We start from the raw sequence: 15,772 nt of genomic DNA, 5'->3' as shown, positions 1-15,772 counted from the left end.
TCATTCCGGTAGGACCACTTCAGGTGGCTGGCCCGGTGGCATACGGTCAACCTACTGGAGGGCGGCGGTCAACTGGTCCAGGCCCAGCGAACCCAGCTCCAGCGCGTGCCGGTGGTATGCGCGCCGGTCGCCGGGGAAGGACGAGCGGCCAGCCAGCCACACCCGCTCGCCCGCCTTGTAGGCCAGCGCCTGACCGGGCCGGCCCAGGTATCGTCCGAGCTCGGCCAACGCGTACGGCCCCTGGTGACAGCGGTCGCGCAGCAGCGCCAGCGCGGCATCCGGCGTCCACACCGCTCGATCACCGAATGGCACCGGCAGCCGCAGGTGCAGGCCGATGTCGAGCACCACCCGGGCCGCCCGCAGGAGCTGCATGAACAGATGTCCCAGCCGCGCACCCGGTTGTTCGTAGAGCCCGAGCTCGTCCATGAACCGCTCCGCGTAGAGGGCCCAGCCCTCCTGGCCGGCGGAGAGGCCACCAAGCAGGTTCAGCCGCTGCCCGAGACCACCCCGTAACACCTCGGAGCCGAGGTGAAGATGATGGCCGGGGACGCCCTCGTGATAGGCGGTGTTGTAGGCGATCCAGGTCGGGAAAGTCGTCGCGCCCTCCGGTAGGGACCACCAGACCCGGCCAGGCCGCGCCAGGTCCCGCGATGGCCCGATATAGGCGACGCCGGACGACGTGGTCAACCGCGACTCGATGCGACGCAGCGGGGCCGGAATGTCGAAGTGCACGCCGTCCAGCCCCTCCATGGCCGTCTCCAAGAGCTCCTGCAGCCACGCGCCGAACGCCTCCCTGCTGTGCAGCGTGCCGGGCGCGTTGGGGCCGGCAAGCTCGGCAAGCACCTCGGGCACACTCCCACCCAGGGTCTTCGCTTCCGTGATCAGCTCTGCCTCTACCGTTCGGAACTCGTCCCAGCCCCAGTCGTACAGCTCACGCAGGTCGGGCTGGGCTGCGAGGAAGGTACGCACCCAGAGCGCGTACCGCTGCTGACCGAACGCCTCATCGGCAACAGCGCGCGGTGCCAGGTCCGCGGTCAGCATCTCGGCCAGCTTCTGGTACGCCGCCCGTCGCTGCGGCCTGCAAAGACGCCCGCGGACCTTCGCCGTAGCGGTCAACCAGGGCAATATCGTGGTCGATCCAGCTGCGGCAGCGTTGGATGACGAGCTCCACCTGACGCCGCGCCGGCAGGTTGCCGCGCTCCGCGGCGAGTAGGAGGCTGCAGGCGTACCCGTCCAGGGCTGCGGGGATCGTGGCCAGGCGCGCGCCGACCCGAGCCCAACCCTCCTCGAAGTCCGCGCCCTCGGTGCCGCGGCCTCGACGGCCTGGCGGATCGCTGGAGCGGACCGGTGGCCGCTGTGTGCAGTTCGCGCAGGTCCTCCCCGGCTTCGTGCAGAGCGATCCGGGTATGCAGCCGTTCGGCGAGGTGGGCGCGCAGCGGGGCCGCAGTCGGCAGGCCGGAACCCAAGATCTGGAGTTCGCGCAGGGCGCGAACTGCGAGGTCGGCGCGGGCCTGGTGCCCCTTCGGGCCGTAGTCGGTAAGCCGGTCGACATCCTGCTCGCCCGCCTCGACGACCGCCGTGCAGGGATCAAGGCCGGTCATCTCAGACAGCAGTCGATCCGCGAACTCCTCGATCATGGCGGCAATTCTGTCGTAGCAGCTGGACCATGGATCCGGTGGTAGCCGGCGTCCACCCGAACCGGCCAGTACCGCCCGCCGAGTCAGAGGGCCAGTGCGACCGCTGCCCCGCTCAGCAGGAAAAGCCTGGTCGACAGGCATGTTCGGTGCGCGCCGACGATCGGGCCGGGGCCGCCTTCGCGCTCGGCGCGGCGGCGAGCGAGGTCATAGCCCCAGCACCATGGAGAGCGGGCTTCCGTAAAGCCACGAATCATAGGGACGGTCAGTGACTACGCGTTTAACTCTCGGCTGTTTGGCCGGGTACGCTCCGAAGGCGTTGCGCGGCTTGCAGGACCGGCCACCAGGTGGCCTCGTACGCCGCATCGGCGGCCACGCGCCAGAGTTCTTGCGTCAGGCCGGCTGGGACGTTGGTCCGTAGCGGGACGTCGTGCGCGATCGCCGCAGCGAGTATTTCGGCGTCGACCTGCGCGGCAGCCCACCGCAGGGTACGTAGGTCTGGCACCCAGTTGTCCTGCTGCTCAGGCGCCGGATCCATAGGCCCACGCTAGCCGAATGCGGGCTCGCCGGCAGGGAGGTTGTCGGCACGTGCACTGGCACCTTTCGGGCGCCACCGTTGTCGGTTAGGACGGCCCATTCCGACCCTGGTTGTCCAGCCTTCGTGATCAATCGCTGGAGACTGACTCCTGGACGGCACGGAGACGGGTAGCCAAGATCGAAACAGCCTTCTCGGTGTTCAACCGCACATCTGCCGCTACGCGCAGACCCGACTCCGCGATCGTGGCCACGGGGATCCGGGCCGGGTCGAGACCCATGCGACGGGCAACCAGAATGCCAAGGTCGTAGCGGCTGATGACATCGGGGCCGGCAACATTGAGGACACCTCCGTAGCTGCTGGTGGCTAGCTCAAGCAGTGCGTCGGCAAGGTCGTCGACGTGTATCGGCTTTCGGATCATGTCGGTGAACAGCGCGCCCTGGACCCTGCCGGCAATCAGGTCACGAGTAAGAACCTCGTGTTGTCCCCGGCCGTGGCCGTGGATCAACGATGTACGCACCACGGCCGCAGTGGGATCAACAGCGGCGACCGCTGTCTCCGCCGCCGCCTTCGCGGCTCCATACCGGTAGACCGGGTCGGGTGGTGCGGCCTCGTCGTAGTCGACCTCCCGGCCAGAGAACACCGCATCACTGGAGACGTGCACCAAGCGGCTGCCCTGATCGGCAGCGGCAGCGGCGACGTGTGCGGCGCCATCAGCGATGGCCCGCCAATCGTCCCGCCCGGCAGCAGTGTGGATCACCGCTTCGGGACGAACCTGTCGTACCAGGTTACAAACCGCTGCGGCGTCCCGAATGTCCACCTGCGCTCCGGCGAGGTCGCTCGCGGCCCGCAGGTATGTGCCTATGACTGACCAGCCCGCATCTGTCGCACGCTCGGCTACTCGTGCTCCCAGGTGACCAGTGGCTCCTGTGATTAAGATTCGCCCAGTCATGGCTACGCACCATACGTCAACTCATCGCGCCAGCTCCGCGGCTACGTGAAGTCGGCTCAAGGTGCCGAAAACTATCGGTAATTGGCGCGGACTCGGCGTTCGCAGCCATCTACGCTGATGGTGCCGCCGTGTGGCAAGATCCACTGAGGTCGCGTGTGGCCGAAGGGGATGCCGACACAGATGACGGCCTGCGGGTTGTAGCGCGTCACCACGTCCACGATCGCATCGCGTTGCTGGTTGCGCAGCAGCTTTCGGTCTGCAGCTGCGGGACGGTGGGCAAAGTCCGAGACCGGAGGGCGGGCCACCAGGACCGCGTCGACCCCGCCGAGAATGCCGCGTTCGCCGAGGGTACGGACGATCCATGCAACCTTTCGGGCAGGTAGGAGTTGCTCCGAGGTCTCGATGATCAGTACCCCGCCGTCCAGGATGCCGGGCGAAGGCGGGAAGCGCCCGGCACCCAGGATCCATTCGATGACCTCGAGGCAACCGCCCCAGGCTGTGCCGGTGACTGTGCGTCTAGGGCCGTGCCAGGTCCATGGCTCGGTAGGTTCCCGCTCGCCGAAGTGTTTCAGGGCTCGCGGGTCGGCCCAGGCGATTCCGACGTCCTCGGATTCGCCGGGATCGGTGATTTCCAAGGTCTCCCCGGTCAGTAGGGCCGCCCGTAGGGATCGGGCGTGAATGTCGTCCACGCCCGGACCGGCTCCGAGGTGGACCTGGGTGGACCCGCCGTAGAAGCTGGCGATGCCAAGCCCCACAGCCAGTGGTGCAGGTTGGTGTTGTCGCTGGTGCCAAGGAACGGTTTCGGGTCGGCGATGTCGTCCGCCTGGCGTTCCCGGTGCCGCCGTCCGAGTCAGAGGGCCAGTGCGACCGCTGCCCCGCTAAGCAGGACAAGCCCGGTCGACAGGCAGGTTCGGTGCGCGCCGACGGTCGGGCCGGGGCCGCCTTCGCGTTCCGCGTGGCGGCTGACGAGCGCGGCGGCGAGCGAAATGGCGGCGCCCAGCACCACGTAGAGCGGGGTTCCGTAGAGCCACGAATAGGGCGCGAAGTGCACGACCAGCAGGATGACCAGGCCCAGCGGCACCAAGGTGTATCGCCTACTCAGGACCAGAAAGATGACGACCGGGAGGCCGAGCAGCTGACCAGTGGCCACTGTCACCGAGAGCGATTCGAGGGCGGCATGGTGGGGTGGGGGTGGGCCGGGGGTCAGGAGTGTCAACGCCAGGGCCACCGGCAGCGCGACCATGCCCTGGAAGAGCGTGACGATGGCGGCGGCCCGCGCACTGGCCTTCGCCCACGCCATCGCGGCGACGAGCCAGGTGCTCCCGTACGCGGCCAGGAACGCCCACCCGTATCGGTTCGCCGCGGCCAGTACTCGCGTGTACTCCTCGACATCCATGGCTCAACGCCTCCGGACCGGTCGGTCGTCAGAGTCAGGTTGTGCTGTGGTGCCGCAGGAACGGCACGACCGCCTCCAGGAACCTGGCCGGCTGGTCTCGGTGCACGTGATGGCCGGCGATGATCGTGACCACCCTGGCGTTCGGCATCCGTGCCGCCGTTGCCACCAGCAATGCCTGCCGGTCGCCACTGCTGGCCCCGTCAACTATCAGCGTCGGTTGCCTGACCGTCTCCGTCCCCTCCCACCAGGCCGGATCCGGATCGGTCAGTTGCGCCCGGATCGCGTTGACCACCGCAATGTCACACGGTATCGGCTCATCCGGTGCGACCCGCGGCGGCCGGTACAGATCTCCGGGCCGGGGCACGGTCGCGTCCTCCAACACCAGCTGTATGACCCGGTCCGGGGCTGCCTGCGCCACCAACATCGCCACCACCGCCCCCATGGAGTGCCCGACCAGCGCAGCGCGGGTCAACCCCACCGCATTCAAGAAGCCGAGTACGTCGTCGCGCATCAACTCGAACGAGTATGTACCGGGTCGGCTGCTGTTCCCGTGCCCCCGCAGGTCCAGCACGAACACCTGGAAGGTGGTAGCCAGCTCTTCCAGCACAGGCATCCAACCCGGCCCACGGTCACCCAGGCCGTGCAGGAGCACCACGGGTTGCCCGGCCGGATTCCCGACCAGTTGGTAGCTGACGCTGACCTCACCCACGTCCACCGAATCGATCATCCACCCACTGTAGCCAGAGGACGTTGACTGTCGACGGAGCGAAGGGCCCGAGTAGCGAGTCCGAGCTTTTCTGCTGGCGCATCAGCGCAGCCGACTCTAGGCCGTCCATACACAGGTCTGGCACCCGACAGCACCTGACGGTTCCGCCTGGTCGCCATGTCCGGCGCGTTGCAGTCAGGTGGGGACGCCGAGGTCCCGGATGAGCAGGGCGATCGTGTCGAGGGTGAGGGGCTGGCCGGCCCTGCGACCGGTTCCGGGACCGGCGTCGGCGAGTCGCCTAGGCGTAGAAGGACGTCGTGTCCGCTGGTATCGAAGTCGTCAATGGTCAGACGCAGAATGCGGCCGAAGGGCTGGGCGTAGAGCAGGAGGAGGATCGCGGCGAACGGGTGTGCAGGGCGCCGGTGGGGTCTGCCGCAACGTGGCGAGGGTCAGGTTCTGCTCACGGTTCCAGGTGTAGTTCGCGCAGGTGGGCGGTCAGCGGTGGCCCGGCCCGCAGGGTCGGGGGCGGGGCGCCGGACACACGACGTCAGCCGGGGTAGTTGCCGTCAGGTGGAAGGACACAAGCGGACCTGACGAGCAGTGCCAGCCATACTCGATCGCCTGAGCTGGCCAGTGTGATCACTGTGCCGTCACTGGGGTCGGACAGGATCGCTTCGGCGCCGGTGGGTCCGGGAAGGTCGCGGTACGAGGTGACCGTGTAGCCCTGCCTCTCGAGGGTGTCTCGGGCTTGGGTGACGAGGTGGCGGTGTTGGTCTGCGGGTGCGGTGATGGTGGTCTGCCCGCTGACGTAGTACATGCCGTCGGTCGCCGTTTCGCCGCTTGGGCCGTTGCAGGGCACCGCAAGCAGTTGGGGCGTGTTGGCGTCTGGTGTTCCGGCGTTGACGGCGGTGATCACGGTGGAGATGTGACGTCGGGTGGCTTGTTCGAGGTCGACCTTGGGCTGGGTCCGCACGATGGCGCCGTTCCTTTCGGCTGGCTCTTGTCCGGTGCAGCTGGTGAGAACGAGTGCGAGACATGCCGCTACCGCGGCTTGCTTCCTCAACGCGGTGCGCTCCCGTGGTCAAGGGACACGTCGGCGTACAGGCCGACGATAATGCGGGCTTGGTTGTTCAGACTCTGACTGCCCGGTTCCCAGTAGCCGCTGTGCCCGGGCGTATCGACGTGGAAGCGGTTCGCTCCGAAGTCCGGATCGGTCGGCTCCTCGTCGTGTATACCCCAGATGCCGCCGGCCGTGCCCGAGATCGCATCGTCGGAGGCCGCCCCCGCCCACACATGGCGGGTGTCCATGTTCAATTCGCTGGCAGAGCTGACGTGCATGCCAGGACTTCCCGCTACCACGATGTCGGTGACCGCAAGGCCGTCACCTTGTCGGGCTGCCTCTCCGACCACTGTGCTGCCGTAGCTGTGACCGACAGCAGTGACGTGGCTCGCACCCCCGACGTGGGCGGTGTGTAGTCCGTTGACGAAGCTATCCAAGACGACACCGCCTTCCTTCGACAGCCGGTGACTGACCGCGCTGCCGTCCAGCCCTGGCGTGTCGTAGCCGAGCCACGCGACGACCGACACCGGTCCACCTGTCGGGCCTGCGAGTCGCGACGCCGCTCCCTGTAGCTCGGCTGCGCGGTTGATCTGCCCGCGCATGCCGTCTAGCTCGGTACCAACGCCGGGTACCACCACAGCGGTGTGTCGGGCTCTGTCGGGGTCACCGACCGAAACGATCGCCTGCCCATCACCGGCGTTGTTTAGTCCCAGCAGCAAGAGCCGCTGCTCTGGTGGCCCATACTCGGAGCTTTCCAGCCGGTCCAGCAGGTTCGTCAGGCGCTCCGTTTCCCGATACCCCTGCTCGCTGCTCATTGACGCATACGCAAGGGAGGCCAGATGCGCTCGCAAGGCCAACCGGTTGGCCTCGTCTCGCGCCGCCGCTGGCAGACCGTCGAGCGCGCCGAGCCGCTCGGGGTGTGCGGTCAGATATAGCTGACGCTGGTCATCGGTGAGGCCCGACCACCACTCCCGAGCCTCGGACGAACTCGCTCCCCGCCCAGGAATGGCCGCCTCATCCACGCCAAGCAGACCCCCGATCCGCTCAGCGTCAAGAACAGCGTCCTTCCACTCGAACACGTCGTTCACACCCGGCGAGTCGGGTTGCAGCCGCGACAACGCCTTCTGGAAGTCGGCATCGCGCTCGGTGGCCTCCACGATCAGGTCGTCTATCAGCTTTCCGTAGATACGGGCGTTTTCGTACTGACGCTGCCGGTCGGCACGGCCCTCTTCCGTATGACGCTGCCACTCCTGTGTCACACCAGCGTCGACCCGACCGTTGTCGTCAACGCTCAACCGCAGCAACGGCATCGCGTCCAAGGCGGCATGCAGACGCCGCTGTACGTCGCACAGTTCCTCCGCCGCCCGACCCAGCACAGCGGCGGCTAGCTTCGACTGTAACGCCGATAGCTCGAACTGGTCCTCAACGCTGTCGACCCGGCGAAACGCCGCCTCGGACGCAGGACCCGACCACCCGGACCCTCGCAGCGGGCCCTCCAGCTTCACCACAACGCGACGTTCCAGGTCGCCCAGCTGACGGGCCAAATCGCGCCACGTCTGCGCAGCCTCACTCAACGACTCCAACCGCGTATCCCGCAGCGCGGCGAACGTCACCACCCGGCCACCGACCGGAAGTAATCCGCACTAGCCGTGTCCGTATGCCGGTAGTCACGAGCGCACTGGCGTAGCCCTTCGGCAACACCGTTCACCTGCCCGGTCAGCTTCTTCAAATCGGCACGCCAAAACCACACCAGATCCTCGACTGCTCGGCCAGTCCGCCACTCCGACAAATCCTGCGCGGCGTGGACCGACTCTGGCTCCACATCAATCACGTCATGCTCCAGGGCCACCGCTACGTCCTCCGCCACCCGCGCCTGCGAATCGAGCGCCAACGGATCCACGCGTACCTCATCAGACAAGAGCCACCTCCCCAGCGACGCAGGGTAGCAACACGCACACAGACACAAGGAATCCGCCGTAGATCGAGTACTCACCGCCTGCCACCGGCGGGGTCCGCTCCCGCCGGTTCAGCATGAGCGATGATCCAAAACCTTCTATACCTCCCACAAGTCATACCCCTCAGAGTGCTCATACGCCGATCATGAATCCTGAGGATGAGGGCCGGGTGCACGGCGTCAGCTGCACTGGCTGCCGGCGAGACCGTGACGTTCCGGTTCGACTTCACCGCACCGACCGGTGCGGTGGCCGACGGCCGACCAGGCGGCAAGCTGGTCGCATGAAAGCTCTGACCGCTGAACTCGTGGTGGATGGTCGTGCCCCACAGACGCCGGCGCTCGCCCCGAACGGCCGTACGATGTGTTACGTGCTGGCTCCCACCAGCCAAGTCGGCGACCACCTCGACACCGAGTTGTGGCTGGTCGACGTCGGCGGTAGCGGCTCGGCACGCCGGGTGACCGCGGACACCGCGACGGAGTCCCAGCCGCGCTGGTCCACGGACGCGGGCACGCTGTTCTTCCTGTCCGACCGCGCCGAGCGCGGTGTCCCGCAGTTGTACCGGCTCACTCTCGCTGACGGCGCCGTGACCGGGTTGACCGGTTGGCGGGCCGGTATCACCGATCATCTGCCCCTCGCCGACGGCACGCAGGTCGCCCTGCTCGCGCAGGATGAACCGACCGAGGAGGACGAGCGCCGCGTCCGGGACCGCGACGACGCTGTCGTCGTCGGGGTGGGGGAGCCACGGACCAGACTGCGACTGCTCGACCTCGACACCGGCCGGGTCAGCACGCCGAATGTGTGCGGCGATCGGCACGTCGTCGAACTGCGACAACGACCGGACGGCGGCCCGCTCGCCGTACTCACGCAGGCCAGTGCCGACAACGACCACGGTCCCCGCACCGCCCGGCTGCACCTGTTCGACTACCGCACCGGGATCGCGGAGGACCTTGGGCCGGTCGCCGCCGACGCGCGCTCGCTGGCGTGGTGGCCGGCGGAGGACGGTTGGCACCTCGGATACCTCGCCCTCACTCCACCGGGCCTACAGGCCGGTAGCGCCGTGTTCGACCTTGCCCTGGGCACTCGAGTCGTGCGGAACCGCACCGCCGGGCTGTCGATGTGCCCCACCGAACTGTGCCAAACCGACGCCGCCGCACTGGTGGTGTTCGCCGACGGCCTGAACGCCACCCTGGCCCGGCTCGACCCCAACGAACTCACACCCCTGTCCCAGCACCGGGGACGTCTCGATGGCCTCACCGCCACCCGCACCGGCGCGGAGGTCGCCGCGCTGACCGGCAGCCGGTATCAACTCACCAACGTCTACTTCGGGTCACCGGCCGGGCCGCTGCGGAAAGTCACCGACACCCGTCCGGAACTGGCCGGGATCCCGCTGGGCACGCAGCAACCACTGACCTACCACGCCGCCGACGGTCTCGCTCTGGACGGCCTGCTCGTGCTCCCGGCGGGAAAGACCACGGCCGACGGGCCGTTCCCGCTGGTCACGATCGTGCACGGGGGGCCATATGACCGGCACGCCGACCGCTGCCAGTTGTTCTGGTTCCCCAGCGGCCAATGGTTGGCCACCGCCGGCTACGCGGTGTTCCTGCCCAATCCGCGTGGTGGGCAGGGCCACGGCCACGAGTTCGCCGCCCGCGTGGCGGGCCGGGTCGGCCGGGAGGAGTGGACCGACATTCTCACCGGCATCGACCTGCTCATCGACCAGGGCGTCGCCGACCCCGATCGGCTGGGCATCGCCGGTACGAGCCACGGCGGCTTCATGTCCGCCTGGGCCGTCGGCCAGACCGACCGGTTCCGCGCCGCATTGGTCGGCGCCGGCGTCACCGACTGGGGCATGCTCGCCGCGACCGGGGAGAACGGCCAGTTCGAGGCCGCACTCGGCGGCAGCACCGGCTGGTCCGGCATCGGACCACACCCACATGACGCGGTCAGCCCGATCTCCTTCGCCAGCCGCATCCGCACCCCGGTGCTGATAATGCACGGCGCCGAGGACACCAACGTCCCGCTCGGCCAGGCCGTGTATCTCCACCGGGCGCTACGCCACTTTGGCGTTGAGCACGAGTTCGTGATCTATCCGAGGGAGGGCCACGCCATCCGTGAGCGCGCCCACCAACTCGACGTCCTACACCGCACGCGCGCCTGGTTCGACCACTGGCTCTGCCCGCAACGGTGACGTGCGCGCCGCGAGTACCGTCCGGGTCGGGGCAGGGCGAGCTGTACGGACCCGGGCGGCACCGGCGGCGTTTCGGAGATCAGGCGTTCAGGATGTGCAGGACGGCCAGCGCGGCGGTGGCGAGCGCGAACACCACGGGGACCAGGACGACCGGGATCGGGTCCTTCGCGCGGGCGTGGTAGCCCGCTGCCCCGATCAGCAGCAGGGTCAAACCGACCGCGGCAGCGACGGCGATCGGCCACCAGAGCAGGCCCAGCAGCAGGCCGGCCACCGCGAGGACCTCAAGGTCGCCGATCGTCCGGGTGCGGGCGGGGGAGACCCCCAAGCGGGCCATCCGCTCCCGCATCTGGGCCTGGCCGGCGACCTTCGGTGCGGCCACGGCCAGGATCACCGCGGCGAGAAGCAGGGTTAGGACGACGATCAACGATCTTCCCTTTGGGTAGTGGCGGATGATCTGCCGACCGTAACAGAGACGGAACCGGGTTAAGGTGCCGCCGAGGGGCGCGACGACAGGCATCCACATTGGTATTACCCACGTCATGGTATGACCGGGCCAAAGCCGGCCTGATCCCGCTGATTGCGAGCAGCATATGACGATTCGACAGGACTTCCGCGGCGGAGTGAACGTGGTACGCCGTCGCGGTAACGTCGTCCACCGGCCGGCGTCACCGGCGGCGCCGGCCATCCATCGGCTCCTGCGGCATCTACGCGACCACGGCTTCCACGGCGCGCCGGAGCCACGTGGCTTCGACAGCGACAACAACGAGGTCCTCACCTTCGTCGACGGCGAGGTTCCCGAGACACTTCCGCCGCACCTGCGTACGCGCGCGTTTCTCACCACCGCCGCCGAACTGCTCCGGGCCCTGCACGACGCGAGCGCCTCGTTCCGTCCGCGCCCCGACGACCCCTGGCTGCTCCCCGCCCGGCACCCGGCCGAGGTCATGTGCCACGGCGACGCCGCCCCGTACAACTGCGTGGTCAGCGACGGCGCTGCCGTTGGCTTCATTGACTTCGACGCGGCTCACCCCGGACCCCGGGTCTGGGACATCGCCTACGCCGGCTACCGCTTCGCGCCGCTACAGGCACCGAGCAACCCGGAGAGTTTCGGCAACCCGACGGAGCAGGGACGTCGACTCGTCGGCTTCTGCCGCGCGTACGGGCCGCAGGTCGGCGCCGAGATCATTGACGTCGTTCCGGACCGGCTGCAGGCGCTCATCGACTTCATGCGCGACCGGGCCAGCCGGGGCAACGAGGCGTTCCAGCAGCACATCGCGGACGGGCACACCGACCTCTACGAGGCGGACATCAGCTACGTGCGCGCTCACCGCGACACCCTGCGCGCCGCGTTCGACATGGACTGAGGCGGGTGCCGGAGAAGGAGCGCCAGGCGCACGCGTTCGCCGCCGCCGTCGCGGCAACATGCAGAACCACTACGAGTGCACCTGCTACGACGACGTCGACGATGAAGACTGACCTCGCCTACGCGCTGGCAGACGGCCTGGCGGTGTTCCACTGCCGGCCGGCACCAAGCGCGCCGCCCCGGGCTGGCCCACCAGATCACCACCGACCCGGCCGCGGTCGCCGGCTGGCCCACCGGCGCCAACATCGGTGTCTCCTGTCGCGCCTCGCACGTGGTCGACCTGGACTGGACCGCAAGGACGGCGTCGACGGCGTCGACACGCGGCGGGCGCTGTGCGCCGCGGCCCGCTGGCCCTGGCCGGACACCCTCACACGCCCGCACACTCTGGACCGTGTCAGGTCTCGTGCAAGACCGGCGGATCTGGGCGGGGCCGGACCACCTCGTGCCCCTTTGGGCAGGATGTTGCTCGTGGTTGTAGCCCGCCCGCACGGCGAACACCTCGCATACCGGGAGCCGACGAGCTCTGACTGCGAAGACCGGGACCGTGCGGGTCGCTGGGATCGCGAACGGCTCATCGGAGGGTAGGCCACAGAGCCTCGTCATTAGGGCGCCGCGCGTTTCCGCCAGGGTTGCATGCCCGATGGGCAGGCGAGAAGGGAGTAGGAGTTGGCGGTGTACTGCGGCATCGACTGGTCAGAACGGCATCACGACATCGCTGTGGTCGACGAGCACGGTCGGCTGGTCGCCAAGGGTCGTATCGGCGACGACACGGACGGATTCACCACGCTGGTCGAGATGCTGGCCGCCACCGGTGACGGCGCCGCCGAGCCGGTCCCGATGGCGATCGAGACTCCGCGTGGGCTGCCGGTAGCGGCGCTGCGCGCAAGCGGCCGGCGGGTGTACTCGATCAACCCGATGGCGGTGGCTCGTTACCGGCAGCGGCATTCGGTGTCGGGTAAGAAGTCCGACCATGCCGACGCGGTGGTGCTGGCCATCGCATCCACGTCCGCAGCTGCTGCAACGCTGTCCACAACTCGGATCGCCGCCGCCCTACGCCGCGGCGGCCGCCGGCGCGGCGTCGAGGACCTGGCCGCCGAACTGCAGCAGGCACTGCGCCGTCCGCAACTGCGCCAGCCGGCCGTCGTAGAGGAAGCCATGGGCATCCAGGCGCTGGCGCCGCTGGCGACGCTGAACGTCGAATGCGCCAGTGTCGAACAGCTCGCCGAAGCCGCCAGCGAAGCGTTCCGCCAGCACCCGGACCACGCGATCGCTCCCAGACGGCGCAAGCCGCGACCTCCACACCCAGGACGAGAAGCTCGCCGTGAGTAGGGCGGTACCCCCACGTCGTGTTCTCCCGGGCCAGGCGCAGCACCAGGCGACGGATTGACCGCACGGTACGTGGCCGGCCGGCCGAGGCCGGGAGATTCCGCACCCGGCCCGGCCCACCCGTCATCGGCGGAAGTCGCGTAACCAGGAGCGGAGCTCGCGCTCCACGACCTCGGGACGCTCCAGGGTGAGCGCGTGCGCGGTGTCCGGCACCCGTAGGAGGCTGGCCTTCGGGACGGCGTTCTCGAGCGCGGCCGCCATCGCCTTCGTCCCGGCGGTGTCGGCCTCACCAACGAGCACTCGTACCGGGCAGGTGACGTCGGAGAGCCGGGTGGCCGCCGCCGGCTCGACGGAGGTGAAGTCCGGGGTGTCCTTCTGCTGCGCGTAGTTCACCCGGGACATCTCGATCACGCTCGTGCGGACCGCCTGGCGCCCCTCGGCCTGGTCACGGGCCGGGCCGTCGACCAGTAACCGGACCTCGTTGGCGATGATGTCCTCGACCTCCCACGCGTCCTCGGCCGCGCCAATCGCCGCGACCAGTTCCCGCTCGTCGTCGGCCACCGGCGCGTCGAACCCGCCAATGTCCGGTGCCAGGAGGAACAGGCCGCGTACCCGCTGCGGCTGGGTGAGCGCGAAGTCGACGGCCAGCCTGGCCCCCCGCGACTCTCCCATCACGACGGCGCTGTCCAGGCCGTACGCATCGAGAACGGCGGCCAGGTCGGCCAGGTCCGAGTAGGTGCCGTCTAGCGACGTGGTGGATCGACCGAAACAACGACAGTCGTAGGAGACCGTGAAGAACTCGTCGCCGACCGCGCGCATCAGGGGAAGCCACATCTGGGAGTGCGCGATGCCGGAGTGCACGAGGAGGGCGGCGGGCCGAGTCGGGTCGCCGGCGCTGCTGGTGAAGAGCGAACCGCCAGGAACGGTCACGTGCCGAGATTCCATCAGGTTAAGTTGGCCTTTCATCGATTCTTCGTGGCGTGCTGAGACAAATTCGGCGAGCCCACGGACGCATCCGAGCAGGAACAGGTGGTCGCCCTTCCAGGGCCGGGACTCTACAATCGGCCTCTGATCGAAGCAACGCGATATAGCTTCACTCTCCGCCTACCGGCCGCCTACCGCGCTGAGGTCGATGCCCACCGCATACCCCTCGCCGCACACGTCCACACCGGGCGGTGGCCCGTTCTACCAGAACGCCCGCGGCAGTTCGCCGCGAGACAGCAGACCGGCCTCGAACTCCTCGGTCCGCCACGGCGATGGGGCGGTCGGATCCACCAGAGGGAAGCCCGACCGGATCTGTCGACCACCCGTTGCCCGCACGATTGGATACGCTCAGCCGCCTTCGACAATCGCCGTTGTGATCGATTCGATCATGCTGCTCGCCTTCGCTGGCGCCGCACCTCAGAAGGGGATCAGATCATGACCGATACCAACGGCACCCGTGCCCGACCAGTACCACCGCCGGCTTCCCGGCGGCGGGTTCACTTGCGAGCGGCCGGGCTGCACCCACGTCAACGGCCAGGCCGAACTGCTGCCCCGCGACCTGGCGCAGGAATTGGCCGACGCCAGGAGCCGCCGACCCCCGAACGGGACCGCACGCCCGGCCCAGCCCCGTTCTGAGCGACGCGCGTACGTCTGGTCGCCGACGACGTCGACGAGCTGCACGCCGCCGCCGTCGCCCGCACCAGCCGGCCGATTGCGCGCCGCAGCGGCGACGGCGTCACCTGCTACATCGACGCGGAGCTGTCCGGGCGGACCATCGCGACCGGGTCTGCCCGCACCGGCATCCCGACTCCAGCAGCACCATCACGTCGATCGGAGTCGAGTCGATCTGCACCTGCTCACCCGGCCGCGCGGCGAACGTCGGCGTGAACACCCCCCCGCGGCCGGTTCGCCGTCTGCCGGCGGGTCACCGCCGACCCGAACGTGTGCCGCCCGGTCGACAATGCATCGATCAGCTTGTAGAACGTCGAACGGCCCGGCAGCGGCACCACCCCCGGCCCGTAGGCGTCCTCCACCCGCCTTGACCACCTGCCGGATCAATCGCCCACCGCTACCAGCCTCTCCCACCGCCGGATGGACACCTGGGCCAGCTGGGAACAGGTCAGCCGGGCCGCCGAGCACGCCGTCCCAGCACCCGAAAGCATTCGATAGCAACCCTCCACACCTGCCCCGGCGCGCTAGTGCCGTGACCACGAACGTTCACGGTGTTGGTCGACACGCCGTCCGGCCTGTTGGGCGGGCGGTGTCGTTGCGGTCAGGCTGTGGCGGTGGCAGAACTTGTTCGTGTTCGGCGGCTTAGTGACCTGGAGGGTCAGCAGTTGCTGAGGATCACTCGTAGAGGTACCGGCTCGCCGATCCGGTTACGGCGGGCGATGGTCGTGCTCGCTTCGGCTGGTGGGAACACGGTGCCGGCGATCGCCCGTCTCGTCCAAGCTGATGAGGACACGATCCGGCAGGTCATCCACCGGTTCAACGAGATGGGGATGGCCAGCCTGGACCCTCAGTGGGCGGGTGGCCGTCCCCGCCAGATCAGTAGCGACGAAGAACAGTTCATCGTCGAGACGGCCACCACCCGCCCCGAGAAACTGGGGCGGCCGTTCACCCGGTGGAGCATCCGCAAGCTCGCTGATCACCTGTGCCTGCACGCGACCCGCCGT

At 68.5% G+C, this 15,772-nt stretch carries 16 protein-coding genes and 2 pseudogenes; 6 read left to right on the top strand and 12 right to left on the bottom strand.

What is annotated here, in order from left to right; all coding sequences use genetic code 11:
* Positions 1–51: 51 nt before the first annotated feature.
* Complete coding sequence (locus T398_RS23435) at positions 52–1,116, bottom strand: DUF885 domain-containing protein (RefSeq protein ID WP_496450025.1); 1,065 nt, start codon at positions 1,114–1,116, stop codon at positions 52–54.
* Positions 1,117–1,358: 242 nt separating this feature from the next.
* On the opposite strand from T398_RS23435, the gene T398_RS23430 reads away from it, so the two are divergent.
* The gene (locus T398_RS23430; protein WP_496450023.1) at positions 1,359–1,682 is read left to right on the top strand and encodes a hypothetical protein; all 324 of its coding nucleotides are present in this window, start codon (positions 1,359–1,361) and stop codon (positions 1,680–1,682) included.
* 232 nt (positions 1,683–1,914) lie between these two features.
* Here the strand turns inward: T398_RS23430 and T398_RS23425 are convergent, their stop codons facing one another.
* The 8 genes and pseudogenes from T398_RS23425 to T398_RS23390 all read right to left on the bottom strand — a co-directional run bounded on the left by T398_RS23425 (position 1,915) and on the right by T398_RS23390 (position 8,183).
* A complete protein-coding gene (locus T398_RS23425; RefSeq protein ID WP_496450021.1) occupies positions 1,915–2,172 on the bottom strand; it encodes a hypothetical protein in 258 nt (85 codons plus the stop codon).
* 127 nt (positions 2,173–2,299) lie between these two features.
* Entirely contained in the window at positions 2,300–3,121 is an 822-nt protein-coding gene (locus tag T398_RS23420) for an SDR family oxidoreductase (protein ID WP_496450020.1), read from the bottom strand.
* Positions 3,122–3,192: 71 nt separating this feature from the next.
* Positions 3,193–3,932: pseudogene (locus T398_RS23415) on the bottom strand (S66 peptidase family protein); the annotation flags it as partial.
* A 39-nt stretch (positions 3,933–3,971) separates the two neighbouring features.
* Positions 3,972–4,517: a DUF7010 family protein gene (locus tag T398_RS23410; protein ID WP_496450018.1), complete on the bottom strand. Its 546-nt coding sequence runs from the start codon at positions 4,515–4,517 to the stop codon at positions 3,972–3,974.
* Positions 4,518–4,551: 34 nt separating this feature from the next.
* Complete coding sequence (locus T398_RS23405; protein WP_496450057.1) at positions 4,552–5,226, bottom strand: alpha/beta fold hydrolase; 675 nt, start codon at positions 5,224–5,226, stop codon at positions 4,552–4,554.
* 544 nt (positions 5,227–5,770) lie between these two features.
* Complete coding sequence (locus T398_RS23400) at positions 5,771–6,196, bottom strand: response regulator (RefSeq protein ID WP_496450016.1); 426 nt, start codon at positions 6,194–6,196, stop codon at positions 5,771–5,773.
* 86 nt (positions 6,197–6,282) lie between these two features.
* Entirely contained in the window at positions 6,283–7,899 is a 1,617-nt protein-coding gene (locus tag T398_RS23395) for an alpha/beta hydrolase (protein ID WP_496450014.1), read from the bottom strand.
* Positions 7,893–8,183 (bottom strand): hypothetical protein, encoded by a 291-nt coding sequence (locus tag T398_RS23390; RefSeq protein WP_496450012.1) that lies wholly within the window; start codon positions 8,181–8,183, stop codon positions 7,893–7,895. Before T398_RS23390 ends, T398_RS23395 begins: the two co-directional genes overlap by 7 nt.
* Before the next feature lie 335 nt (positions 8,184–8,518).
* On the opposite strand from T398_RS23390, the gene T398_RS23385 reads away from it, so the two are divergent.
* A complete protein-coding gene (locus T398_RS23385) occupies positions 8,519–10,426 on the top strand; it encodes a S9 family peptidase (protein ID WP_496450011.1) in 1,908 nt (635 codons plus the stop codon).
* A 79-nt stretch (positions 10,427–10,505) separates the two neighbouring features.
* Here T398_RS23385 and T398_RS23380 read toward each other — a convergent pair whose 3' ends face one another.
* A complete protein-coding gene (locus T398_RS23380; RefSeq protein ID WP_033661775.1) occupies positions 10,506–10,850 on the bottom strand; it encodes a DoxX family protein in 345 nt (114 codons plus the stop codon).
* 166 nt (positions 10,851–11,016) lie between these two features.
* On the opposite strand from T398_RS23380, the gene T398_RS23375 reads away from it, so the two are divergent.
* Together T398_RS23375 and T398_RS23370 are read left to right on the top strand one after the other, a co-directional pair.
* Complete coding sequence (locus T398_RS23375; protein ID WP_496450009.1) at positions 11,017–11,787, top strand: aminoglycoside phosphotransferase family protein; 771 nt, start codon at positions 11,017–11,019, stop codon at positions 11,785–11,787.
* A gap of 671 nt (positions 11,788–12,458) precedes the next feature.
* Positions 12,459–13,115, top strand: coding sequence for an IS110 family transposase (locus tag T398_RS23370; protein WP_496450056.1), 657 nt, complete (start codon positions 12,459–12,461; stop codon positions 13,113–13,115).
* Between the two features lie 120 nt (positions 13,116–13,235).
* On the opposite strand, the gene T398_RS23365 is transcribed toward T398_RS23370, so the two are convergent.
* Together T398_RS23365 and T398_RS23360 are read right to left on the bottom strand one after the other, a co-directional pair.
* Positions 13,236–14,042 (bottom strand): alpha/beta fold hydrolase, encoded by an 807-nt coding sequence (locus T398_RS23365; RefSeq protein WP_496450055.1) that lies wholly within the window; start codon positions 14,040–14,042, stop codon positions 13,236–13,238.
* A gap of 911 nt (positions 14,043–14,953) precedes the next feature.
* Positions 14,954–15,130 carry a hypothetical protein gene (locus T398_RS23360; protein WP_496450007.1) on the bottom strand — a complete coding sequence of 59 codons (177 nt, stop codon included), beginning with the start codon at positions 15,128–15,130 and terminating at the stop codon, positions 14,954–14,956.
* Positions 15,131–15,164: 34 nt separating this feature from the next.
* On the opposite strand from T398_RS23360, the pseudogene T398_RS23355 reads away from it, so the two are divergent.
* Together T398_RS23355 and T398_RS23350 are read left to right on the top strand one after the other, a co-directional pair.
* A pseudogene (locus T398_RS23355) lies at positions 15,165–15,266 on the top strand (short-chain dehydrogenase); the annotation flags it as partial.
* A gap of 116 nt (positions 15,267–15,382) precedes the next feature.
* Positions 15,383–15,772: helix-turn-helix domain-containing protein (locus T398_RS23350; RefSeq protein WP_496450005.1), on the top strand; the 390-nt coding region annotated here is incomplete at its 3' end.

Source organism: Salinispora goodfellowii, assembly GCF_059570675.1.
This window is presented reverse-complemented; position numbering and strand designations above follow the sequence as displayed.